The following is a 22290-nucleotide window of genomic DNA, read 5'->3' as shown; positions in this document are numbered from 1 at the left end:
CCCGCATTCTGCCGCCCCGGGGCCGTCCCGGCATCGGGATGTGTCGGTCGGTTCTGGTAGGACTTGGGGCATGAACGGCAGCACCGGCTCCCCCGACCGTGCCCCCGCCTCCGAAGGGGGAGCGGGGGAGCAACTGGAGCTGGTCCGTGCCGAGCTGAAGAAGGCCAGGGCCAGGGCGAAGCCCAGGACCAACCCCAAGGCGACCACCGGCCGGCTGCCGGTCGCCCGAGTGGTCGTCAACAAGGGCGTGCTGGTGATCGACCAGTACTTCGACTACTCCGTTCCGGTGGATCTGGACGAGACCGCCCAACCCGGGGTCCGGGTCCGGGTGCGGTTCGGCGCGCGGGTGGTCAAGGGCCGGCGCGAGGGCGGCACGCTGATCGACGGCTTCGTGGTGGAGCGGCTGGCGGCGTCCGACTACGCCGGACCGCTGGCGCCGCTGAGCCAGGTGCTGTCGCCGGAGCCGGTGCTCTCGCCGGAGCTGCTGCGGCTGTGCCGGGCGGTCGCGGACCGCTACGCCGGGACGCTGGCGGACGTGCTGCAGCTGGCGGTGCCGCCCAAGCACGGCCGGGCCGAGGCGGCCCCCTTGCCCGACCCGCTGCCGGCGCCGGCGCCGCCGCCCGCCGGCTCCTGGAGCCGCTATCCGCAGGGGCCGGCCTTCCTGTCCGCGCTCGCGGCCGGCGGCGCGCCCAGGGCGGTGTGGACGGCGCTGCCCGGCGGGAGCTGGGCTGCGGAGCTGGCATTGGCGGTGGCCTCGGCGCTGGCCTCGGGACGGGGCGCGCTGGTGGTGCTCCCGGACGGCCGCTCGGTGGCGCAGCTGGACGCCGCGCTGCTGGAGCTGCTGGGCTCCGGGCACCATGTGGCGCTCACCGCCGAGCACGGCGCCGAGGAGCGCTACCGCCGCTGGCTGGCCGTCAGCCGCGGCTCGGTCCGCGCCGTGGTGGGCACCAGGGCCGCGATGTTCGCGCCGGTGCGCGAGCTGGGGCTGCTGGCGGTGTGGGACGACGGGGACGACCGGCACAGCGACGAACGCGCCCCCTACCCGCACGCCCGCGACGTGCTGCTGCTGCGGGCCGCCGAGGTCGGCGCCGCGGTGCTGATCGGCGGGCTGACCACCACGGTGGAGGCGGCGCAGCTGCTGCACACCGGCTGGGCCAGACCGCTGGCCGCGGACCGGGAGCAGGTGCGGCGCAGCGCCCCGCTGGTCCGCACGGTCTCGGACCGGGACCAGTCGGACGACGCGGCGGCCCGGGCGGCCCGGCTGCCCTCGCACGCCTGGCGGGTGGCCAGGGAGGCGCTGGAACGCGGTCCGGTACTGGTGCAGGTGCCGCGGCGCGGCTATGTGCCGAGGCTGGCCTGCACCCGCTGCCGGGAGGGCGCGCGCTGCGCCCACTGCGCCGGGCCGCTGGCCCTGCCGGGCGCCGACGGCGTGCTCACCTGCGCCTGGTGCGGGCGGACCGAGGCGGACTGGCACTGCCGGGAGTGCGGCGGGACCGGGCTGCGGGCCCAGGTGGTCGGGACCAGGCGCACCGCCGAGGAGCTGGGACGGGCCTTTCCACTGGTCCCGGTCCGCACCTCGGGGCGGGCCGAGGTGCTGGCCTCGGTGCCGGACGCCCCGGCGCTGGTGGTGTCCACACCGGGGGCCGAGCCGGTGGCCGAGGGCGGTTACGCGGCGGCGCTGCTGCTGGACGGCTGGGCCCTGCTGGGCCGGGCCGACCTGCGGGCCGGCGAGGACGCGCTGCGGCGCTGGACCAACGCGGCCGCGCTGGTGCGGCCGCGGGAGCAGGGCGGCACGGTGGTGGTCGTCGCGGAGGAGACGCTGCGGCCGGTGCAGGCGCTGGTGCGGTGGGACCCGGCCGGGTTCGCGGCGCTGGAGCTGGGCGAGCGGGCCGAACTGCGGTTCCCGCCGGTGTCGCGGATGGCCTCGGTGACGGGCAGCGCCGCCTCGGTCGAGGATCTGCTGGGGCTGCTGCGGCTGCCGGAGGGCGGCGACGTGCTGGGGCCGGTGCCGGTGCGGGGGCGGCCCGCGGGCGGGGGCGCTCCCGGCGGCCCGGGCGCGGAGCCGTTGGAGCGGGTGCTGCTGCGGGTCGATCCGGGGCGGGGGGCGGCGCTGGCCGCGGCGCTGAAGGCGGCTCAGGTCGCCCAGCTGGTGCGGCGGTCGGCCGAGCCGGTGCGGGTGCGGGTCGATCCGCCGGACATCGGCTGAGGCGGGTCCTCGGCTGCGGCGTCTGCCTGGTTGGCCGCGCAGTTCCCCGCGCCCCTATGCAAGTGCAACTGGCTCAGTTGCAGCCCCCTGGGGGCGCGGGGAACTGCGCGACAAGCCATGCACATGCCGCACTCAGCGCCGGACGTTCTCCACCTGCTCCGCCGCTTCGGTAGGGACGACGTGGTCGCGCCGCGCAGCGGGGATCGCGCGGGACAGGCCGCCGGGGATCTGCACCCCGCCGGAGGGTGCCAGACTCTGCCCGGCGGGGGTGTCGAGCACCTCGGCGAGGGCCTCGGCCGGAGTGCTGCGGCTGCCCTGCTCGGGGACGCCGGCCACCGTGCCGTCCGCGGGGCGGCGCACGCCGTACCTGCGGTGCACGGCCTGCTTGGTGACGCCCAGTGCGGAGCCGACGGCGTCCCAGGAGAAGCCCAGCGAGCGGTCGAACTCGACGGCGGCGGCGACCAGGCCCTCCACACTGTCCCTGAGCTCCTGCGCCAGCCGTACCGTGGGCGCGGGGGCACGTCCGTAGACGACGAAACCGGCTGCGGTGGTGGGGCGGCGCGGGCGGTACACGTTGCCGAGCTGTGCGGTGAGCGTACGCAGCGCGTCGACCTGGCGCCGCACCCGCTCGATGTCCCGCACCAGCAGGTGCAGACTGGCCCTTGCCCGGGCGTCGTGGGTGGCGTGGTCGGCCATGGTATTCGGGAGCCTCTCGGAACCGGCGGTCAATCTCCTTTGACCAACGGCCGAAGTGCCCGACTGGTCACGGCGGGGGCGTGCGGAGGCATGCGAACGGCGTGCGTGCGGAGGCGTGCGACCTGGGGGTCGGTGCCCCCGCCACGTCAGTAGACTGGCGTGTCTGTGCACTTCTTGTTGCTGCACGCCTCCACCCTGACCGACGGGAGCCCGTTCCGTGGCGATTCAGCCCATCCGCATCTTCGGCGACCCGGTGCTCCGGCTGACGGCCCAACCGGTGACGGTCTTCGACAAGGAGCTGCGCACCCTGGTCGCCGATCTCACCGAGACCATGAAGGACGCCCCGGGCTCGGGCCTGGCCGCCCCGCAGATCGGCGTCTCGCTGCGGGTGTTCACCTACCACGTGGACGGGGTGGTCGGTCATCTGATCAACCCGCGGCTGGACCTCACCGAGGAGGAGCAGGACGGCCCGGAGGGCTGCCTGTCGCTGCCCGGGCTCACCTTCGACTGCAAGCGGGCCTACGGGGTCGTGGCCAAGGGCTTCAACGAGTACGGCGACCCGGTCACCGTCGAGGGCACCCAGTTGCTGGCGCGCTGCATCCAGCACGAGACCGACCACCTCGACGGCATCATCTTCATCGACCGGCTGGACCGCGAGCAGCGCAAGGCCGCGCTGCGGGCCGTCCGCGAGGCCGAGTGGGCCGGGGACTCCGCGCCGCAGGTGAAGGTCTCCCCGCACAGCACCTTCGGCCGCGCGCTCTGACCCTCCCCCTGCCGCTTCACCATCCTGGAAGGCCCCCGTCCTTGAAGCTCGTATTCGCCGGTACGCCCGAGCCCGCCCTGCCCGCGCTGGAGGCGCTGATCGCCTCCCGGCACGAGGTGGCCGCGGTGGTCACCCGCCCGGACGCGCCCTCCGGCCGCGGCCGCAAGCTGGTCGCCAGCCCGGTGGCGCAGTTGGCCGAGCAGCACGGGATCGAGGTGCTGAGGCCGGAGCGCCCGCGCGACCCGGAGTTCCTGGAGCGGCTGACGCAGCTGGCCCCGGACTGCTGCCCGGTGGTCGCCTACGGTGCGCTGCTGCCCAAGGCGGCCCTGGAGATCCCCCGCCACGGCTGGGTGAACCTGCACTTCTCGCTGCTGCCGGCCTGGCGCGGCGCCGCCCCGGTGCAGCACGCGGTGCTGGCCGGAGACGAGGTCACCGGTGCCTCGACCTTCGAGATCGAGCAGGGGCTGGACACCGGACCGGTGTACGGGACGGTCACCGAGGTGGTGCGCCCCGGCGACACCAGCGGCGACCTGCTGGAGCGGCTGTCCCGCTCCGGCGCCCGGCTGCTGGTGGCGACCATGGACGGCATCGAGGAGGGCAGGCTCAGCCCGCGCCCCCAGCCGGCCGACGGGGTCAGCCTGGCGCCCAAGATCAGCGTCGAGGACGCCAGGGTCGACTGGTCCACCCCGGCGCTGCGGGTGGACCGGGTGGTCCGCGGCTGCTCCCCGGCCCCCGGTGCCTGGACCCTGTTCCGCGGCGAGCGGCTCAAGCTGGGGCCGGTGCGGCTCGCGGCCGGCCGCTCGGAGCTGGCGCCCGGCGAGATCGCGGTGAACAAGAACACCGTCCGGGTCGGCACCGGCAGCCATGAGATCGAGCTGGGCGAGGTCCAGCCGCAGGGCAAGAAGCGGATGCAGGCGGGAGACTGGGCGCGGGGATCGCGTCTGGAGCCCGGCGAGCGCCTGGGCTAGTCACGCCGCCGATCCCCTGCGTACTCCGTATCCGTACTCCATAACCAACGTCAGCACCTTTGCGAGGCACCACATGACCGGCCCAGCCCCCAAGTCAGCTCCGCGTCCGCACCGCCGTCCCAAGAAGGACCCGGCCCGGATGGTCGCCTTCACCGCGCTGCGGGCCGTGGACGAGCGCGACGCCTACGCCAACCTGATCCTGCCCTCGCTGCTGCGCAAGGCGGAGAAGAACGAGGGCTTCGAGCGCCGTGACGCGGCCTTCGCCACCGAGCTGGTCTACGGCACGCTGCGGATGCGCGGCAGCTACGACGCCATCATCGGGGCCTGCATCGACCGGCCGCTGAGCAAGGTCGACCCCAATGTGCTGGACGTGCTGTCGCTGGGCGCGCACCAGCTGCTGGGCACCCGGATCCCCCCGCACGCGGCGGTCTCCGCCACCGTGGAGCTGGCCCGGGTGGTCCTCGGCGACGGGCGGGCCAAGTTCGTCAACGCGGTGATGCGCAAGATCTCCACCCAGGACCTGGACACCTGGCTGGAGCAGGTCGCGCCGCCGTACGAGGAGGACGCCGAGGACCACCTCGCGGTGCTGTACTCGCATCCGCGCTGGGTGGTCGCCGCGCTGTGGGACTCGCTGGGGGTCTGGCAGCCGCAGCACTGCGGCCGTACCGCCGTCTCCGAGCTGCTGGCCGCCGACAACGAGCGCCCGGCGGTGACCCTGGTGGCCCGTCCGGGCCGCTCCACCGCCGCGGAGCTGCGCGACTCGCTGCCCGCGGAGGAGAGCGAGGCCGGGCGCTGGTCCCCCTACGCGGTACGGCTGGTGGAGGGCGGCGACCCGGCCGTGGTCCCGGCCGTCGCCGAGAACCGCGCCGGGGTCCAGGACGAGGGCAGCCAGCTGGTCGCCGCCGCGCTGGCGGCGGCGCCGGTGGAGGGCCGCGACGAGCTGTGGCTGGACGGCTGCGCCGGACCCGGCGGCAAGGCCGCGCTGCTGGCCGCGCTGGCCGCGCAGCGGGGCGCCGCACTGGTCGCCTCCGAGTCGCAGCCGCACCGCGCGGCGCTGGTCGCCAAGGCCCTGCACGGCAACCCCGGCCCGTACGCCGTGATCACCGCGGACGGGCTGCGGCCCGCCTGGCGTCCGGGCAGCTTCGACCGGGTGCTGGTGGACGTCCCCTGCAGCGGGCTGGGCGCGCTGCGGCGCCGGCCCGAGTCGCGCTGGCGGCGCCGTCCCGAGGACGTGGCCAATTTCGGTCCGCTGCAGCGCGGCCTGCTGGAGTCGGCGATCGACGCCACCCGTCCGGGCGGCGTGGTCGGCTACGCCACCTGCTCCCCGCACCTGGCCGAGACCCGGGTGGTGGTCCAGGACGTGCTGCGCGGACGCTCGGACCTGGAGTACGTCGACGCCAGGCCGCTGCTGCCCGGCGTCCCCGACCTGGGCGAGGGGCCGGACGTGCAGCTGTGGCCGCATCTGCACGGCACCGACGCCATGTATCTGGCGCTGCTCCGCAAGAAGTCCTGACCACCGGTTCCACCAGGGATAATCGGCGCCATGAGCCCTCAGATCAGCCCCAGCATCCTGGCCGCGGACTTCGCGCGGCTCGCCGACGAGGCGGAGGCCGTCCGCGGCGCCGACTGGCTGCACGTCGACGTCATGGACAACCACTTCGTGCCCAACCTGACCCTGGGCCTGCCGGTGGTCGAGTCGCTGCGCAAGGCCACCGACATCCCGATCGACTGCCATCTGATGATCGAGGACCCGGACCGCTGGGCCCCGCAGTACGCGGAGGCCGGGGCCGGGTCGGTGACCTTCCACGTCGAGGCCGCGGCGGCGCCGGTGCGGCTGGCGCGGGAGATCCGCTCGCTGGGCGCCCGGGCCTCGATGGCGCTGAAGCCTGCCACGCCGATCGAGCCCTACGAGGACCTGCTGTCCGAGCTGGACATGCTGCTGATCATGACGGTGGAGCCGGGCTTCGGCGGCCAGTCCTTCCTGGACATCATGCTGCCCAAGATCCGCCGCACCCGGGAGCTGATCAACCGGCACGGCCTGCAGCTGTGGCTGCAGATCGACGGCGGGGTCTCCGCCGAGACCATCGAGCGCTGCGCGGACGCCGGCGCGGACGTCTTCGTCGCCGGATCGGCCGTCTACGGGGCCGAGGACCCGGCCGAGGCCGTCCGCAGGCTGCGCGCGCAGGCGGCTGCGGCGGCCGAGGGCTCACCCTGGGTGCACCGCCACTGAGAGTGCCGCCGCTGAGGGCATGGGGACCGGGCTTGTGGGAAGCTACAAGTCCGGTTCCCGCCCCGCCGCCGCCACCTGTGCGGAACCGCAGGAAACGCCGCTGAGCTGGATCCTTCTCGTCCGATGTACGAGAATCGAACGTTGGGTGCAGGGCGCCCTGATGCGCTCCCCGCCGCACCCGAGGTCTACCCCCGCCGCAGCAGAGAGCCCCCAGATGCGCTTCTTGAACCCCCAGACCGGCAGTCACGACGAGCGTCCGTCGGCGCCGTACGACCTGACCTACGACGACGTGTTCATGGTGCCCAGCCGTTCGTCGGTGGGCTCCCGGCAGGCCGTGGACCTCTCCTCGGAGGACGGCACCGGCACCACGATCCCGCTGGTGGTGGCCAATATGACGGCCATCGCCGGACGCCGGATGGCCGAGACGGTGGCCCGCCGCGGCGGTCTGGTGGCGATCCCGCAGGACATCCCGCTGGACGTGGTCTCCGAGGTCATCGGCTGGGTCAAGCAGCGCCACCTGGTGCACGACACGCCCATCACCCTGGCCCCGGGCGCCACCGTCGCCGACGCGCTGTCGCTGCTGCCCAAGCGGGCCCACGGCGCGCTGGTGGTCGTCGAGGACGGCAGGCCGGTCGGCGTGGTCACCGAGTCCGACTGCCAGGGCGTGGACCGCTTCACCAGCCTGTCCGCGGTGATGTCGGCCGACCTGCTGCTGCTGGAGGAGGGCATCGCACCCCGCGAGGCCTTCGACCGGCTCACCAACGCCCACCGCAAGCTGGCCCCGGTGGTGGACGGCAAGGGACAGCTGGTCGGCATCCTGACCCGCAAGAACGCGCTGCGGGCCACCCTCTACAGCCCGGCCGTCGACGCCGCCGGGCGGCTGCGGATCGCCGCCACCGTCGGCATCAACGGCGACGTCGCCGGAAAGGCCGAGGCGCTGCTGGGGGCCGGCGCCGACGTGCTGATCGTCGACACCGCGCACGGGCACCAGGAGTCCATGATCAGCGCGCTGAAGGCGGTGCGCGCCCTGGACCCGCAGGTGCCGATCGTGGCCGGGAACGTGGTCGCCGCCGCCGGCGTGCGCGACCTGGTCGAGGCCGGCGCGGACATCCTCAAGGTCGGTGTCGGCCCCGGCGCCATGTGCACCACCCGGATGATGACCGGGGTGGGCCGCCCGCAGTTCTCCGCGGTGCTGGAGTGCGCCGCCGAGGCCCGCAGGCTGGGCAAGCACGTCTGGGCGGACGGCGGGGTGCGGCACCCGCGCGACGTGGCGATGGCGCTGGCCGCCGGCGCCTCCAATGTGATGATCGGCTCCTGGTTCGCCGGGACCTACGAGTCGCCCGGCGACCTGCAGACCGCCGCCGACGGCCGGCAGTACAAGGAGAGCTTCGGCATGGCCTCGGCGCGCGCGGTGCGCAACCGGACCTCTGAGGAGTCCTCCTACGACCGGGCCCGCAAGGCGCTGTTCGAGGAGGGCATCTCCACCTCGCGGATGTTCCTGGACCCGGCCCGCCCCGGCGTCGAGGACCTGATCGACGCGATCGTCGCCGGCGTCCGCAGCTCCTGCACCTACGCCGGTGCGCACTCGCTGGAGGAGTTCCGCGAGAACGCCGTGGTCGGCGTGCAGAGCGCCTCCGGCTACGCCGAGGGCAAGCCGCTGCACGCCAGCTGGTAGCCGGTCGGGCCGGCTGCCTGCTCAGGCTCCGCCGAGGGGACCCAGCGGGGTGAGCAGGCAGCGGCAGACCAGGCCGGTCGCGTCGTCCAGGGCCTCGGCGGCCACCCGGTAGGCGTCGGGGCGGTCGCGCAGCTCCCAGAGCGTGGCCGCCGAGGCCCAGGCGGCGTCCCGGGCCCGTTCGATGCTCCAGGCGCTGAGCAGGTGCAGCAGCGGCTCGGCCACCGCCAGCTCGCCGTCGACGACCGGCATCAGCCGGTCCCTGACCTCCTCCTCGACCTGCGCCAGCAGGTCGTTGACGCGGTGGAAGTCTCCGGAGAGCTCGTCGGGGGAGCAGCCCAGCAGGGTGCAGGCGTCCACCACCGCCAGCGGCAGGTCGTGCTCGATGTGCGCGTTCATCCCGCACAGCGCGAACTGCACCGGCAGCACCCCCGGGTGCAGCCGCAGCTGCAGCAGCGGACGCCAGCAGGCCGGGGGCCGGCGGGCGGTGAGGGCGTCCAGGAAGCGTCCGGCGAACAGCACGTCCAGCCGGGCGACCCCGTCGGGGTTCTTGAAGTAGCCGCCCGCCGCGAGGTGCGCGGCTAGGGCCTCGGTGACGGTCAGATAGGCGGCGGCGAAGGCCGCCACGCCGTCCTGCGCGGGCAGCGCGGCGACCAGTCCGCGCAGCCGGGCGACGACCGCCCCGACGTCCGCGGCCCGGTCGGCCTGGGTCGCTCCTGGTGCCATGGGGTCCAGGGTGACGGCTCGTCGCCGGTACGGCGAGCCGCCGTCCGGGCGACGGCCCGTCCCCGCCCCGCCCCGCCCGCCACGGCGCTACAGCGCGCCGGCGTCGCGGGCGGTCCACACCGACGGGTAGATCGGGCGCCAGCCCAGCTCCTCGCGGAGCGGGAGGTTGTCGGTGACGCCCATCCACGGGTTCGGGTCCTGCTTCCCGGCGGCCTCCGGCGGGAGCGCCAGTCCGGCCAGGCGGTGGATGTCATAGGCGGACACCGGGGCGTCGTCGGCGGCGTGGTAGATCCGGCCCTCGATGCCGGGGGTGCGCAGTGCCCGGTGCAGCGCCTGGGCCACGTCGGCGTGGTGCACCATGGGCAGCCGCTGGTGCGCGGCCCAGTCGGCGGAGCGGTCGACCGCATCGCGCAGGTGCGGGTCGCCCTCGCCGTAGACGAAGGCCAGCCGCACGGTCACCAGCGGCAGGCCCTGCCCGGTGCGCAGCTCTTCCAGCGCGGCGTCTGCCTCGGCCTTGGACCTCGGGTAGACACCCCAGGGGACGGGCTCCAGCGGGTCCTCCGCGCGGGCCGGACGGCCGTGGCCGAAGCCGTAGACCAGGTTGGTGCTGGTCTGCACGAAGCGGCGGACGCCGGCCTCCAGGGCCTGACGGCCCAGCGCGACGGCGGCGTCGCGGTTGACCGCCAGCGCCTCCTCGTCCGGGACGCCGCGGAAGGCGGCGGCGACGTTGACCACGTCGTCCACGCCCTGCAGGGCCTTGGCCCGGTCGCTCTCCTCGCGCAGGTCGCCGAGGACCGCCTCGGCGCCCAGCGCGGTGAAGCGCTCGGCCGCGGCCTCGCTGCGGACCAGCACCCGCAGCCGTTCGCCCTCGGCCGCCCACTGGATCAGCCTGGGCACCAGCCGCCGGCCGACCTGCCCGGTCGCTCCGGTCACCAGAATCGTCGTCATCGTCCTCGTCCTCTCGGCGGGCCCCCTCGGGGGGCGTTGACTCCACTGTGCGGACCGGTGGTCGGCGGCGGGAGAGACCTGGCGATCGGGGGACCGGCGATCCCTGGATACCGGCCGGCGGCCGGGGGATGCTGGAGGCATGGACCGACCGCAGCTCGCCGACTTCCTCCGCCGCTCCCGCAGCCGCCTGGCGCCCGCCGACGTGGGCCTGCCCGAGGGGGCGCGGCGGCGTACGCAGGGGCTGCGGCGCGAGGAGGTCGCCCAGCTGGCGGGGATGTCGGTGGACTACTACACCCGGCTGGAGCAGCAGCGCGGACCGCACCCTTCGACCCAGCTGCTGGGCGCGCTGGCCAGGGCGCTGCGGCTGAGCGACGACGAGCGCGACCACCTGTACCACCTGGCCGGGCAGGCCCCGCCGCGGGCCAGGAGTGCCGACCACCATGTGCGCCCCGGACTGCTGCTGGTGCTGGACCGGCTCTACGACACCCCCGCCCAGGTGACCTCGGACATCGGTGACGTGCTGGCGCAGAACGCGCTGTCGATGGCGGTGTTCGGGGACAGCACCGCCCGGCCGCCGGGTGAGCGCAACATGATCTGGCGCTGGTTCACCGACTCCGAGGCCAGGGAGCGGTTCGTCCCCGCCGACCACGACCGGCTCGGACGGGTGCACGCCGCGCAGCTGCGCTCGGTGGTCGCGGCCCGGCCCGACGACGCCCGGGCGGCGGCGCTGGTGCGACGGCTGCTGGCGGCCTCGCCGGAGTTCGCCGAGGTGTGGGCCGAGCACGACGTCGCGGTGCGGCGCGCCGACACCAAGACGATCCTTCACCCGGTGGTGGGAGCGCTCGAACTGGACTGCGAGGTGATGCTCAGCGCCAACCACGAGCAGCGCCTGATCGTCTTCACCGCGCGACCTGGCACCGAGACCGCCGAGCGGCTGGAACTGCTGCGCGTGGTGGGGCTGCAGGACCTGTCCCGGCCGGAAAGCCGTGGCGCGGCCCGTTAGCCGGCTGCGAGGATGCCGCGGTGAACGATGACGACCTGGACGTGATGGCGTCGCGGCTGGCCCAGGTGCCCGGAGTGGTCGGGGTGCTGCTGGGCGGCAGCCGGGCCCGCGGCGAGCACACCCCCGAATCGGACTGGGACCTCGGGGTGTACTACCGGGGCGCGCCCGACCTCGGCGAACTGCGGGCGCTGGCCGAGCGCTGCACCGGCGAGCCGGTGGAGGTGGCCGGGCCCGGCAGTTGGGGCCCCTGGGTCAACGGCGGGGCCTGGCTGCGGGTGGACGGCGTGGCCGTCGACTGGATCCTGCGGGACGTGGACCGGGTCGGCCGGGTGCTGGCGGATTGCGCCGCCGGGACGTACGAGGTGGGCACCCAGCCGGGGCACCCGCTGGGGTTCTGGTCGCCCTGCTACGTCGGCGAGGTCGCGCTGGGGCGGGTACTGGCGGATCCGCGCAAGGAGTTGACGGAGCTTCAGGCTGCTGCCGCCGAGTACCCGGAGCCGCTGCGGGCGGCACTGGTCGGGGCCTCCTGGGAGGCCGAGTTCCTGATGTCCAACGCGGCGAAGGGTGCGCGGCGGGGCGACGGGCTGGTGGTGTCGCTGTCGCTGTCGAGGGCTGTCGGCATCCTGGTCCAGTCGCTGTACGCCTGGCACCGGCGCTGGTGCCTCAACGAGAAGGGAGCGCTCGCGGTCGCGGAGACGCTCGCGGGGGCCCCTGCGGGGTTCGGCGCGCGGGCGCGAGCGCTGATGGCTGCGCCGGGCAGGTCTTCTGGCGAACTGTCAGTGACCGTTACTGCGGCGTTGGAGCTGGTGGGGGACGTGCGGGCGGCGCTGAGGCTGTAGATGGTTGGTCGCGCAGTTCCCCGCGCCCCTAGGGGGCTGCAACTGAACCGCAGTGGGTCAGTTGCAGCACTTCAGGGGCGCGGGGAACTGCGCGACAAGCCATGCAGAGGGCCGCGCTTACCGCCCGACCCTCTCCGACACCAGCGCGGGCTGTGCAACCTCCGAGACAGCAGTTGCCTGCCGAACCGCACTGCGAGCCGGGACCAGCAGCGCAGCGAGCGACGCGGCGAGGCAGAGGACGGCGAGCAGCGCGAACCCCTCGGTGTAGCCGCTCTCCGCGGGCAGGCCCGAGGCCTGCAGATTGCCGGTGACCAGGCTGCTCATCACAGCCGCGCCCAGCGACCCGCCGATGGTGCGGATGTTGGCGTTCATCCCGGTGGCGGCACCGGTCTGCTCGGCCGGCACGCTGTGCACGATCAGGTTCGCCATCGAGGCGAAGGCCAGGCCGATGCCCAGGCCGAACACCCCTGCGGCGAAGGCGATCTGCCACTGCTGACCGTGCCAGCCGGCGAGGATCGCGCACGCCGCCGCACCCAGCGCGGCACCGGTCACCAGCAGCGCCTTGGCGCCGACGATCGGCTGCAGCCGTCCGCTGAGCACACCGGAGCAGAACATCGCCACCAGCATCGGCAGCATCAGCAGGCCGGCCCCCGTCACGCTGGAGCCGAAGCCGTAGCCGGCCGAGGAGGGGGTCTGGGCGAAGCCGGGCAGGAAGGACCAGACCGCGTACATGCCGGCGCCGAACAGCAGCGCGGCGGTGTTGGTGGTCCACACCGCCCGCAGCCGCATCACCTTGAGGTCGATCAGCGGGCTGGCGGAGCGGCTCTCGGAGCGGATCCACAGCGCGAACAGCACCACGGCGGCGACCAGCAGCAGGTTCACCCGCATCGAGCCCCAGCCCCAGACCGAGGCCTGGCTGATCGGCAGCAGCAGGGCGACCAGCCAGGCCGAGAGCAGCCCGGCGCCGAGCCAGTTGACGCTGCCCTCACCGCGGTTGGGCGACTCGGGGACGTAGCGCAGTGCGGCCAGCGCCGCCAGTGCCACCACGCCGACCGGCAGCCAGAACAGCCAGCGGTAGTCCAGCGCGCCGACGATGGGTCCGGCCAGCACCATGCCGAAGCCGCCGCCGGCGGCGATCACCGCGGAGAGGTTGCTGATGCTGGGGGAGACCCGGACGGCCGGGAACTCGTCCCTGATGATGCCGAAGGAGAGCGGGAACAGTGCGCCGCCGATGCCCTGGATCACGCGGGCGACGATCAGCACGGTGATGTTCGGCGCCAGCGCCGCCAGCAGGCAGCCGAGCACCAGCGCGACCAGGACCGCGACCAGGGTGCGCTTCTTGCCCACCAGGTCGCCGACGCGTCCCAGGATCGGGGTGAAGACGGAGGCGGACAGCAGATAGGCCGTCATCACCCAGGTGACCGTGGACTGGGAGGTGTGCATGGCGTGCTGCACGGTGGGCAGCGCCGGGGCTATCAGTGACTGCAGCATCGAGAAGACGCCGGCCCCGGTCGCGAGGACCGCGAAGGTGAGCCGATTGGACGTCCGGTTCATGATGGTTTCTCTCTCGAGCGAACGGCGTTGAGGCATGGCGGAGAGCGGTCCCGGGTGTCGTGGAGGGACAGCGGGGACCGTTGGACGGAAAGGTTCTGGGAGGCCGCGTCGGTGCGGACCGATGACTCGACTGTTAAAGTGGAGGCATGCCTCCACCATAGTGGAGGGTAGCCTCCGGTACAAGTCCGGTTCTTTGTTCGATCGACGAGGGAGAGCGTGATGGCGGAGTCCACGGCGACAGCGACGGCGGCGGAGATCGTCGTGGTGCAGCGTCCTCGTCGGGCGGACGCCGCGCGCAACTTCGACGCGCTGCTGGCCGCGGCGCGGGAGGCCTTCGCCGAGCACGGGGCCGACGCCTCGCTGGAGGACATCGCCCGGCGCGCGGGGGTGGGCATCGGCACCCTCTACCGCAACTTCCCCACCCGCAGGCACCTCTTCGAGAGCGTCTACGCCGAGGAGGTCAACGCCCTCGCCAAGGTGGCGGTGGACCTGGCGGCCGAACCGCCCTGGCCGGCGCTGACCACCTGGCTGCGCCGCTTCGTGGAGTACACCGTCACCAAGAAGGCCATCCGCGACGCGCTCAACGGCGAGTCGGACATCTTCCTGGCCTGCCGGGAGTCCCTCTACGAGGCGGGCGGCCCGCTGCTGCTCCGGGCCCAGCAGGCGGGCGAGGTGCGCGAGGACATGAGCTTCGACGACCTGGTGCGGATGATCTCCGGCATCACCTCGATCGCCTTCCCGGAGGAGGGGCAGCGAGACCGGGTCCTCACCATCGCCCTGGACGGCGTCCGGGCGCGGCGGTGAACGCAGACGGGTGGGGCGGTGACCGGTCGGTCGCCGCCCCACCCGAATGGTCGGAGCGTCAGGCCTGGTGCACGAAGGTCGCGTTCACCGTGACGCCGGTCAGGCCCTTGAGCATGCCGAGCTTGTTCCAGCCCAGGCCGTGGGCGTCGCGGTCGACGGTCAGCTCCGCGGTGAGGGTGACCGAGTCGGCGCCGACCGCCGACGGCCTGGCGGTGAACTCCAGCGGCTGGGTACGGCCGCGGACCGTCAGGCTGCCGCTGACCTGCACCGCGCCGTCGGCCTTGGCCTCGGCCCGGTCGGCGGTGAAGGACAGGGTGGGGTGCTGGTCGGTGGCGAAGAAGTCGTCGGAGCGCAGATGGGCGTCCCGCTTGGCGTGGGAGGTGTCGAGCGAGGCGGCGTCCACGGTCAGCGTCCCGCGCGCGGGGGAGCCGTCGGCGGGGATCTCGCCCTCGCCGGAGAACTCGCTGAAGCCGCCCTTGACGGTGACCAGGCCCCACATGGTCTTGTGCTGGATCCGGACCTCCGAACGGGTGCGGTCCAGCAGGTAGCGGCCGGTCGGCAGGTCGCTGAGCGCAGTGGTCGCGGCGGCGGGAGTGGGTGATGACATGGCGGTGCGCCTTCCAGCTTAGGCAACTAGATAATAAGTAGCTAGTTAGACAATAACTGGCTTTGATACCCTGGGCAAGCACGCACGGGGAGACGAAGGAGTGCACACGGTGGAGGAGTCCACGCGCGCGGAGGCCGCGCGCCGCTGCCCGGACGCCGAGGACCTGGCCCTGCTGGAACAGTGGAACGCCCTGCAGTCGGGCTTCCGCAGGCTCACCGAGCAGATGTTGGCGGACGTGGACGACAAGGTCGGGATCGCGCCGTCGTCCTTCCAGGTGCTCTGGTTCCTGCTCACCTCGCCGTCGCAGTCGGCGCCGATGAACCGGCTCGCCGCCACGCTGGGCTTCACCACCGCGGGCACCACCAAGGTGGCCGACCGGCTCAGCGAGGCCGGACTGCTGGAACGCCGACCCTCGCCGACCGACCGCAGGGTGGTCTTCGCCGCGCTCACCGAACAGGGCGTGGAGGTGGCCATGAAGGCGGCCCTCAGCCTGGCCGCCTCACTGCGCGAGCGGGTCGTCGCGCCGCTCGGTGAGGAGCAGTTCGCCGCCCTCGCCGAGAAGTTCGGCTCACTCGACCCCGAGGGCCGCTCCGGCTGCTGCTGAGCGCGGCGAGCGCTTCAGTGGCGGGCCGGGGCTTCACTGCGTCGGGCAGACCTGCTCGAGCAGCCGGTCCCAGAGCCGGTCGCCCAGCGCACGGCGGACCGGCGGGGCCAGGCGGGCCTGGCTGCCGATCCGGTAGCGGGTCCGGGCGCGGCGCGAGGTCACGGCATGGACCACGGCCCTGGCCACGTCCTCCGGCGCGAGGCTGCGGTCGCTGTTGCCGTCCCGCTCGGCCAGCGCGATCGCGTTCCGCATGAGCGTGTCGTAGGGGCCGGGGGAGTCGCCGCGCGGGGTGGTGGCGGTGAGGGCGGACACGAACCCGGTCCGCACGGCGCCGGGTTCCAGCAGGGCGACCCGGATGCCGAACGCGCGCGTCTCCAGGCGCAGGGCGTCGCTGAGCGATTCCAGCGCGTACTTGGTCATCGCGTAGGCGCTGGACGCGGGCGGGGTCACCAGCCCGGCGCCGGATCCCAGGTTGACGATGGTTCCGCTGCGCTGGGCGCGCATCCCGGGGAGCACCAGTTGGCACAGTCGCACCAGGCCGAAGACATTGGTCTCGAACTGGCGGCGCAGGGCCTCCAGCGGGACCTCCTCAACCGGCCCCACCTGCGCGTACCCGGCGTTGTTGACCAGGGCTCCGACAACGCCGTGCTCGGCCTCCACCGCACGGACGGCCCGGACCCGGGACTCCTCGTCGGTGACGTCCAGGCGGAGGACCCGGCAGCCCTCGGCCTCCAGTTCGGTGAGCGCTGCGGTGTCCCGGGCCGACGCCCAGGTGGGCAGGCCGGCGCGGACCAGAGCCAGTGCCGACGCCCGACCGATCCCGGAGGAGCATCCGGTCACCAGTACCGCGCGGGAAGTCTCCATGACGCCTCCAGGTGAGACAGATGTGTCTCGCTTCTGGACTCAAATGTATCACTTCGAGACGGCGGGATAGGGTGGTCCGGTGAGCAGGAATCCGGCATTGAGGGACCACATCGCGGCCACCGTCCTGGATGCCGCCGCAGCGGTGCTGGCCGAGCGCGGCGAGGCGGCGAGCATGGCCGACATCGCCGCCGCGGCCGGGGTCGGACGGGCCACGCTGTACCGCTACTTCCCCAACCGCGAGGTGCTGCTCCAGGCCCTGGCCCGGGCCGCGGTGGACGAGTTGGGCGACCGGGTCGCCGAGGCCGGCCTGGACACCGTCCCGGTCGCAGAGGGGATCGCGCGGCTGACCCGCGCCTTCGTGGGCACCGGCAGCAAGTACGTGGCCTTTATGCGGTCCGGGCAGAAGCCGGTCGATCCAGCCCTGGTGGACCGGCAGCTCGGCGAGCCGCTCCGCGGGCTGTTCCGCCGCGGCGCCGCGGACGGCACCCTGCGTGGCGACCTGCCTACCGAGGTGCTGCTCGCGCTGTACACCGGGCTGCTGGAGGCGGCCTTCACCATGGCCACGCAGGGCGGACTCGGCGTCGAGCAGGCCAGCGCGGCGACCATCGCGGTGTTCCTGGACGGGGCCGGCGGCACCGGCGAGGTGTGAACGAGCAGGAGGTCCCCGGGTCGTCGACGACCCGGGGACCTCCTGGTGCAGCTACCTCACACGGTGTCAGCCGAGGGTGGCCAGCGCCTCGTTGAGGGTGGCCGAGGGGCGCATCACGGTGGAGGCCTTGGCCGGGTCGGGCTGGTAGTAGCCGCCGATCTCGACCGGGGAGCCCTGGACCGCGATCAGCTCGGCGACGATGGCCTGCTCCTGCTCGGTCAGCGTCTTGGCGAGCGCCGCGAAGGCCTCGGCCAGCTCGGCGTCGGCGGTCTGCGCGGCCAGCTCCTGGGCCCAGTACAGGGCCAGGTAGAAGTGGCTGCCGCGGTTGTCGATGCCGCCCAGGCGGCGGCTGGGCGACTTGTCCTGCTCCAGGAAGGTGCCGGTGGCCCGGTCCAGGGTGTCGGCGAGGACCTGGGCCCGCGCGTTGTCCGTGCTCTGGGCCAGGTGCTCGAAGCTGGCCGCGAGCGCGAAGAACTCGCCCAGGCTGTCCCAGCGCAGGTAGTTCTCCTTGAGCAGCTGCTGGACGTGCTTGGGGGCGGAGCCGCCGGCGCCGGTCTCGAACAGGCCGCCGCCGTTGATCAGCGGGACCACCGAGAGCATCTTGGCGCTGGTGCCCAGCTCCAGGATGGGGAACAGGTCGGTCAGGTAGTCGCGCAGCACGTTGCCGGTCACCGAGATGGTGTCCTCGCCGCGGCGGATCCGCTCCAGCGAGAACGCGGTGGCCTGCTCCGGGGTGAGGATCTCGATCTGCAGCCCGGTGGTGTCGTGCTCCGGGAGGTAGGCCTTGACCTTGGCGATCAGGTTGGCGTCGTGGGCGCGGCCCTCGTCCAGCCAGAACACCGCGGGGGAGCCGGTGGCGCGGGCGCGGGTGACGGCCAGCTTGACCCAGTCGCGGATCGGCACGTCCTTGGTCTGGCACATCCGGAAGATGTCGCCGGTGCCGACCGGCTGCTCCAGCACGGTGTTCCCGGCGGTGTCGACCACCTTGACGGTGCCGTCGGCGGGGATCTCGAAGGTCTTGTCGTGGCTGCCGTACTCCTCGGCCGCCTGCGCCATCAGGCCGACGTTGGGCACCGAGCCCATGGTCGACGGGTCGTAGGCGCCGTGGGCCCGGCAGTCGTCGATGACGACCTGGTAGACGCCGGCGTAGCTGCTGTCGGGGATGACGGCGAGGGTGTCGGCCTCCTTGCCGTCCGGGCCCCACATGTGGCCGGAGGTGCGGATCATCGCGGGCATGGAGGCGTCCACGATGACGTCGCTGGGGACGTGCAGGTTGGTGATGCCCTTGTCGGAGTCGACCATCGCCAGGGCCGGGCCCTCGGCCAGTTCGGCGTCGAAGGAGGCCTTGATCGCCGCGCCCTCGGGCAGCGCGTCCAGGCCCTTGAGGATGCCGCCGAGGCCGTCGTTGGGGCTCAGACCGGCCGCCGCGAGGACCGCGCCGTACTGGGCGAAGGTCTTCGGGAAGAAGGCGCGGACCACGTGGCCGAAGATGATCGGGTCGGAGACCTTCATCATGGTGGCCTTGAGGTGCACCGAGAACAGCACGCCCTCGGCCTTGGCCCGGGCGACCTGGGCGGTGAAGAAGGAGCGCAGCGCGTCCACGTGCATCACCGAGGCGTCGACGACCTCGCCGGCCAGCACCGGGACCGACTCGCGCAGCACCTTGACCGAGCCGTCGGCGCCGACCAGCTCGATGCGCAGGCTGTCGTCGGCGGCGATCACCGCGGACTTCTCGGTGGAGCGGAAGTCCTCGGCGTCCATGTGCGCCACATTGGTCTTCGACTCGGGGGTCCAGGCGCCCATGCGGTGCGGGTGGGCCTTGGCGTAGTTCTTCACCGAGGCGGGGGCGCGGCGGTCGGAGTTGCCCTCGCGCAGCACCGGGTTGACGGCGCTGCCCTTGACCTTGTCGTAGCGGGCGCGGACGTCGCGGTCCTCGTCGGTCTGCGGGTCGTCCGGGTAGTTCGGCAGGGCGTAGCCCTGGCCCTGCAGCTCGGCGATGGCCGCCTTGAGCTGCGGGACCGAGGCCGAGATGTTCGGCAGCTTGATGATGTTGGCGCCGGGGGTCTTGGCGAGCAGGCCCAGCTCGGCGAGGGCGTCGGAGATCCGCTGCCCCTCCTCCAGACGCTCGGGGAAGCTGGCGATGATGCGCCCGGCCAGGGAGATGTCGCGCGTCTCCACCTTGACGCCCGCCGTCGAGGCGTACGCCTGGACCACCGGCAGGAACGAGTACGTCGCCAGGGCCGGGGCCTCGTCAGTGTGCGTATAGATGATGGTCGAGTCAGTCACCGCTACTCCGATTCACGTCTCCAACGTTTCTCGACATCAAGATATCTCGTTCGCGGGCCTGTGCGACACCACCACCCCCGACCGGAGCCCCGCGGCGGGGCGGCAGATGACGGACATGTTGCGCGAAGTATTGACGCGCTCTCTCTGACTGCGTAGACATGTCTGCGCAGTCACATCGCGACGCACTACGATCGAGCAGCCGCCCAACGAGGAGACGCCATGACCCAGTCGGTGCCACGGAGCGAGCGGGCGTCCACGCCCCGGAGCGTGGACGTGGCCCGGCTCGCGGGTGTCTCGCAGAAGACGGTGTCCCGGGTCTTCAACGACGAGCCGTACGTCTCCGCCGACGTCCGCCGGCGCGTCATGGCGGCCGCCGACGAGCTCGGCTACCGGCTGAACAGCGCGGCCCGGGCGCTGGCCTCCGGACGGACCCGCTCGGTCGGCGTGGTGACCCTGGGGACGGCGCTGTACGGGCCGGCCTCGCTGCTCATGGGCATCGAGCGGGCGGTCCGGGACGCCGGCTACGCGCTGCGGGTGGTGAACACCCTGGAGGGGGACCCCGCCGGGGTCACCGGCGCGGTGGAGTCCCTGCTGGACCAGGGCGTGGACGGCATCGTCATCTCCGAGCCGATCGACGAGGGCGCGGTCGCGGTCCAGGTCGACGTACCGGTGATCGTCCTCGGCGCCTCGCCGTCCTTCGTCGCCCCGCGCGCGGTGACCGCGGGGGTCGGTGCCGACCTGCTGGCGCGGGTGGCCACCGAGCACCTGCTGGACCTGGGGCACGAGACCGTGCACCATCTCGCCGGACCGCAGCGCTGGTTCGCCGCCAGGGACCGTCTGGATGGCTGGCGGGCGGCGCTGGCGGCCCGCGGCAGGCGCGAGCCGGCCGTCGTCGAGGGCGACTGGTCCGCCGCCTCCGGCTATGCGGCGGGTCGTCAACTCGCCGCCGACCCCGGGGTGACCGCGGTGTTCGCCGCCAACGACGACATGGCGATCGGCCTGATCCGGGCCCTGGCGGAGGCCGGCCGGGGGGTGCCCGAGGAGGTCAGCGTGGTCGGCTTCGACGACATCCCGGTCGCCGCCTTCGTCACCCCGCCGCTCACCACGGTGCGTCAGCCCTTCGACGCGGTGGCGCAGGAGGGTCTCCGGCTCCTGGTCCACGCCATCGAGAAACCCGAGCAGGACCTCCCGCCGGCGAACGACCCACCGGTCGAACTCGTCGTCCGCGCCTCCACGGCGCAGCCGCGCAGCCGGACGACCCCGGGGCGCGACCGGTAGCAGGCAGTGGGGCCTCCGCCCGCCCTTTCTTCTCCACCTCCGCAGCTGTCACCACCACCCCACCTCACACCACCCCACCCCGGCCGTCGGTGTCCCCTCCCGACCGCCCTCATTTGACGTTCCCTCAACCCTTCATGCAGACAACGGAGTTCGCCATGCCCAGAATCACCCCCGGCTCCAACCAGCTGAACCGGAGAAACTTCCTGGCCATCGCCGGTGCGGCGTCCATAGGCGCGGCGCTGGCCGCCTGCGGCAGCAGCGGCAGCGGTGGCGGCAAGACCGGATCGGCCGCCGCGGCCCAGCCGGTGAGCCAGGCCGACATCGACAAGGCCATGTCGACGCCCACCACGATCACCTTCTGGAGCTGGGTCCCCGACATCAGCCAGGAGGTCGCGCTGTTCCAGAAGAAGTACCCGGCCATCAAGGTCAACGTGGTCAACGCCGGTCAGGGCGCGGCGCAGTACACCAAGCTGCGCACCGCGCTGCAGGCCGGCACCGGCGCTCCGGACGCGGTCCAGATCGAGTACCAGTACATCCCGACCTTCACGATCACGGACAGCCTGCTGGACCTGCGGCCCTACGGCGCCTCGGCGCTGCGCAGCAAGTTCGTCGACTGGACCTGGGGCCAGGTCAGCGGCGGCAACGGCGAGGTCTGGGCGATCCCGCAGGACACCGGCCCGATGGGGATGCTCTACCGGCAGGACATCTTCGACAAGCACGGCATCGCGGTGCCCAAGACCTGGGACGAGTTCGCGGCCGCCGCACGCAAGCTGCACGCGGCCGACCCGAGCGTCTACCTGACCAACATGTCGGCGAACGAGCCCGCCGCCTGGCACGGGCTGATGTGGCAGGCGGGCGCCAAGCCGTACGCGACCTCGGGCAAGAGCACCGTCACCGTCAACCTGGACGACGCGGTCTCGCAGAAGGTGGGGGCGTACTGGGGCGGCCTGGCCAAGGAGGGCGTGGTCAGCTCCGACCCGGACTTCACCGACGCCTGGTACGCCGGGTTCAACTCGGGCCGGTACGCCACCTGGCTCACCGCGGCCTGGGGCCCGGTCTTCCTCTCCGGTTCGGCCGCGTCCACCACCGGCAAGTGGCGGGCGGCCCCGCTGCCGCAGTGGGACGCCTCCGCGCCCAGCTCGGGCAACTGGGGCGGCTCGACGACCGCGGTCACCAAGTCGACCAGGAACCCGATCGCGGCGGCGGTGTTCGCGCAGTTCCTCAACAGCGACCCGGACAGCGCCAAGCTCTTCGCGACCAAGCAGTCCTTCTTCCCGGCCACCAAGGCGCTGCTGGCCGACCCCGGCTTCGCCGGCCAGGCGTCCGCCTTCTACGGCGGGCAGCAGGTCAACCAGGTCTTCGCCGACATCGGCCCCACCGTGGCCACCGCCTTCCAGTGGCCGCCGTTCCTGGACCAGGTGGTCACGGACTGGACCGAGACGGTCGGGAAGTCGCTCGCGGACAGGACCGACACCGTCGCCGCGCTCGCGCAGTGGCAGTCGCGGGTCACCAGCTACGCCAAGGGCCAGGGCTTCACCGTCCAGTCCTGACGGCCGGGGGCCGTGCCCGGCCCGTCCCGCGGGCAGGGCACGG

20 protein-coding genes are annotated in these 22290 nt (G+C 73.2%); 13 read left to right on the top strand and 7 right to left on the bottom strand.

Annotated features, from left to right (window positions below):
- Positions 1 to 70: 70 nt before the first annotated feature.
- On the top strand, positions 71 to 2206 hold the full coding sequence (locus ABUW04_RS17140) for a primosomal protein N' (protein ID WP_380565586.1): 2136 nt from the start codon (positions 71 to 73) through the stop codon (positions 2204 to 2206).
- A 132-nt stretch (positions 2207 to 2338) separates the two neighbouring features.
- Here ABUW04_RS17140 and ABUW04_RS17135 read toward each other — a convergent pair whose 3' ends face one another.
- Positions 2339 to 2902: a hypothetical protein gene (locus ABUW04_RS17135; RefSeq protein WP_030248839.1), complete on the bottom strand. Its 564-nt coding sequence runs from the start codon at positions 2900 to 2902 to the stop codon at positions 2339 to 2341.
- A gap of 217 nt (positions 2903 to 3119) precedes the next feature.
- Between ABUW04_RS17135 and def the strand changes: the two genes are divergently transcribed.
- The 5 genes from def to ABUW04_RS17110 all read left to right on the top strand — a co-directional run bounded on the left by def (position 3120) and on the right by ABUW04_RS17110 (position 8538).
- Positions 3120 to 3665, top strand: a complete 546-nt coding sequence (def, locus tag ABUW04_RS17130; protein WP_030248841.1) for a peptide deformylase — start codon at positions 3120 to 3122, stop codon at positions 3663 to 3665.
- Positions 3666 to 3706: 41 nt separating this feature from the next.
- Positions 3707 to 4633, top strand: coding sequence for a methionyl-tRNA formyltransferase (fmt, locus tag ABUW04_RS17125; protein WP_380565585.1), 927 nt, complete (start codon positions 3707 to 3709; stop codon positions 4631 to 4633).
- A 73-nt stretch (positions 4634 to 4706) separates the two neighbouring features.
- Positions 4707 to 6146, top strand: a complete 1440-nt coding sequence (locus ABUW04_RS17120; protein WP_380565584.1) for an RsmB/NOP family class I SAM-dependent RNA methyltransferase — start codon at positions 4707 to 4709, stop codon at positions 6144 to 6146.
- Between the two features lie 30 nt (positions 6147 to 6176).
- Positions 6177 to 6863 (top strand): ribulose-phosphate 3-epimerase, encoded by a 687-nt coding sequence (gene rpe / locus ABUW04_RS17115; RefSeq protein WP_380565583.1) that lies wholly within the window; start codon positions 6177 to 6179, stop codon positions 6861 to 6863.
- A 214-nt stretch (positions 6864 to 7077) separates the two neighbouring features.
- Positions 7078 to 8538: a GuaB1 family IMP dehydrogenase-related protein gene (locus ABUW04_RS17110; protein WP_030248848.1), complete on the top strand. Its 1461-nt coding sequence runs from the start codon at positions 7078 to 7080 to the stop codon at positions 8536 to 8538.
- 21 nt (positions 8539 to 8559) lie between these two features.
- Here ABUW04_RS17110 and ABUW04_RS17105 read toward each other — a convergent pair whose 3' ends face one another.
- Positions 8560 to 9261: a DUF5995 family protein gene (locus ABUW04_RS17105; RefSeq protein ID WP_380565582.1), complete on the bottom strand. Its 702-nt coding sequence runs from the start codon at positions 9259 to 9261 to the stop codon at positions 8560 to 8562.
- 87 nt (positions 9262 to 9348) lie between these two features.
- Positions 9349 to 10209 carry an NAD-dependent epimerase/dehydratase family protein gene (locus tag ABUW04_RS17100; RefSeq protein WP_380565581.1) on the bottom strand — a complete coding sequence of 287 codons (861 nt, stop codon included), beginning with the start codon at positions 10207 to 10209 and terminating at the stop codon, positions 9349 to 9351.
- A 139-nt stretch (positions 10210 to 10348) separates the two neighbouring features.
- Here ABUW04_RS17100 and ABUW04_RS17095 point away from each other — a divergent pair, with 139 nt between their 5' ends.
- Both ABUW04_RS17095 and ABUW04_RS17090 read left to right on the top strand, forming a co-directional pair.
- Positions 10349 to 11212 carry a helix-turn-helix transcriptional regulator gene (locus ABUW04_RS17095; RefSeq protein ID WP_037594099.1) on the top strand — a complete coding sequence of 288 codons (864 nt, stop codon included), beginning with the start codon at positions 10349 to 10351 and terminating at the stop codon, positions 11210 to 11212.
- Between the two features lie 44 nt (positions 11213 to 11256).
- Positions 11257 to 12051 (top strand): nucleotidyltransferase domain-containing protein, encoded by a 795-nt coding sequence (locus tag ABUW04_RS17090; protein WP_380565654.1) that lies wholly within the window; start codon positions 11257 to 11259, stop codon positions 12049 to 12051.
- A gap of 117 nt (positions 12052 to 12168) precedes the next feature.
- On the opposite strand, the gene ABUW04_RS17085 is transcribed toward ABUW04_RS17090, so the two are convergent.
- A complete protein-coding gene (locus ABUW04_RS17085; RefSeq protein ID WP_380565580.1) occupies positions 12169 to 13605 on the bottom strand; it encodes an MFS transporter in 1437 nt (478 codons plus the stop codon).
- A gap of 219 nt (positions 13606 to 13824) precedes the next feature.
- Between ABUW04_RS17085 and ABUW04_RS17080 the strand changes: the two genes are divergently transcribed.
- Complete coding sequence (locus tag ABUW04_RS17080) at positions 13825 to 14409, top strand: TetR/AcrR family transcriptional regulator (protein ID WP_380565579.1); 585 nt, start codon at positions 13825 to 13827, stop codon at positions 14407 to 14409.
- A 58-nt stretch (positions 14410 to 14467) separates the two neighbouring features.
- On the opposite strand, the gene ABUW04_RS17075 is transcribed toward ABUW04_RS17080, so the two are convergent.
- Entirely contained in the window at positions 14468 to 15016 is a 549-nt protein-coding gene (locus ABUW04_RS17075; RefSeq protein ID WP_051724796.1) for a YceI family protein, read from the bottom strand.
- A gap of 109 nt (positions 15017 to 15125) precedes the next feature.
- Here ABUW04_RS17075 and ABUW04_RS17070 point away from each other — a divergent pair, with 109 nt between their 5' ends.
- Positions 15126 to 15620 (top strand): MarR family winged helix-turn-helix transcriptional regulator, encoded by a 495-nt coding sequence (locus ABUW04_RS17070; RefSeq protein ID WP_063757411.1) that lies wholly within the window; start codon positions 15126 to 15128, stop codon positions 15618 to 15620.
- Between the two features lie 33 nt (positions 15621 to 15653).
- On the opposite strand, the gene ABUW04_RS17065 is transcribed toward ABUW04_RS17070, so the two are convergent.
- Positions 15654 to 16484 (bottom strand): SDR family NAD(P)-dependent oxidoreductase, encoded by an 831-nt coding sequence (locus ABUW04_RS17065; protein ID WP_380565578.1) that lies wholly within the window; start codon positions 16482 to 16484, stop codon positions 15654 to 15656.
- 79 nt (positions 16485 to 16563) lie between these two features.
- On the opposite strand from ABUW04_RS17065, the gene ABUW04_RS17060 reads away from it, so the two are divergent.
- A complete protein-coding gene (locus ABUW04_RS17060) occupies positions 16564 to 17133 on the top strand; it encodes a TetR/AcrR family transcriptional regulator (protein ID WP_380565577.1) in 570 nt (189 codons plus the stop codon).
- Positions 17134 to 17199: 66 nt separating this feature from the next.
- On the opposite strand, the gene ABUW04_RS17055 is transcribed toward ABUW04_RS17060, so the two are convergent.
- Positions 17200 to 19419, bottom strand: a complete 2220-nt coding sequence (locus tag ABUW04_RS17055; protein ID WP_030248873.1) for an NADP-dependent isocitrate dehydrogenase — start codon at positions 19417 to 19419, stop codon at positions 17200 to 17202.
- A gap of 219 nt (positions 19420 to 19638) precedes the next feature.
- Between ABUW04_RS17055 and ABUW04_RS17050 the strand changes: the two genes are divergently transcribed.
- Together ABUW04_RS17050 and ABUW04_RS17045 are read left to right on the top strand one after the other, a co-directional pair.
- Complete coding sequence (locus tag ABUW04_RS17050) at positions 19639 to 20697, top strand: LacI family DNA-binding transcriptional regulator (RefSeq protein WP_380565576.1); 1059 nt, start codon at positions 19639 to 19641, stop codon at positions 20695 to 20697.
- Between the two features lie 155 nt (positions 20698 to 20852).
- Positions 20853 to 22247 carry an extracellular solute-binding protein gene (locus ABUW04_RS17045; protein WP_380565575.1) on the top strand — a complete coding sequence of 465 codons (1395 nt, stop codon included), beginning with the start codon at positions 20853 to 20855 and terminating at the stop codon, positions 22245 to 22247.
- Positions 22248 to 22290: the final 43 nt, after the last annotated feature.

Source organism: Streptacidiphilus jeojiensis, assembly GCF_042510965.1.
GTDB lineage: Bacteria > Actinomycetota > Actinomycetes > Streptomycetales > Streptomycetaceae > Streptacidiphilus > Streptacidiphilus jeojiensis.
Note: the sequence above shows the minus strand (reverse complement) of the source record. Positions and strands in the feature narration are given on the sequence as shown.

Coding starts and splice junctions, on each gene's coding strand:
- ABUW04_RS17075 (WP_051724796.1), bottom strand. CDS start 15,016: ATGTCATCACCCACTCCCGCCGCCGCGACCACTGCGCTCAGCGACCTG.
- ABUW04_RS17090 (WP_380565654.1), top strand. CDS start 11,257: ATGGCGTCGCGGCTGGCCCAGGTGCCCGGAGTGGTCGGGGTGCTGCTG.
- ABUW04_RS17065 (WP_380565578.1), bottom strand. CDS start 16,484: ATGGAGACTTCCCGCGCGGTACTGGTGACCGGATGCTCCTCCGGGATC.
- ABUW04_RS17110 (WP_030248848.1), top strand. CDS start 7,078: ATGCGCTTCTTGAACCCCCAGACCGGCAGTCACGACGAGCGTCCGTCG.
- ABUW04_RS17080 (WP_380565579.1), top strand. CDS start 13,825: ATGGCGGAGTCCACGGCGACAGCGACGGCGGCGGAGATCGTCGTGGTG.
- ABUW04_RS17100 (WP_380565581.1), bottom strand. CDS start 10,209: ATGACGACGATTCTGGTGACCGGAGCGACCGGGCAGGTCGGCCGGCGG.
- rpe (WP_380565583.1), top strand. CDS start 6,177: ATGAGCCCTCAGATCAGCCCCAGCATCCTGGCCGCGGACTTCGCGCGG.
- ABUW04_RS17140 (WP_380565586.1), top strand. CDS start 71: ATGAACGGCAGCACCGGCTCCCCCGACCGTGCCCCCGCCTCCGAAGGG.
- ABUW04_RS17045 (WP_380565575.1), top strand. CDS start 20,853: ATGCCCAGAATCACCCCCGGCTCCAACCAGCTGAACCGGAGAAACTTC.
- ABUW04_RS17095 (WP_037594099.1), top strand. CDS start 10,349: ATGGACCGACCGCAGCTCGCCGACTTCCTCCGCCGCTCCCGCAGCCGC.
- ABUW04_RS17050 (WP_380565576.1), top strand. CDS start 19,639: ATGACCCAGTCGGTGCCACGGAGCGAGCGGGCGTCCACGCCCCGGAGC.
- ABUW04_RS17085 (WP_380565580.1), bottom strand. CDS start 13,605: ATGAACCGGACGTCCAATCGGCTCACCTTCGCGGTCCTCGCGACCGGG.
- ABUW04_RS17120 (WP_380565584.1), top strand. CDS start 4,707: ATGACCGGCCCAGCCCCCAAGTCAGCTCCGCGTCCGCACCGCCGTCCC.
- ABUW04_RS17105 (WP_380565582.1), bottom strand. CDS start 9,261: ATGGCACCAGGAGCGACCCAGGCCGACCGGGCCGCGGACGTCGGGGCG.
- ABUW04_RS17135 (WP_030248839.1), bottom strand. CDS start 2,902: ATGGCCGACCACGCCACCCACGACGCCCGGGCAAGGGCCAGTCTGCAC.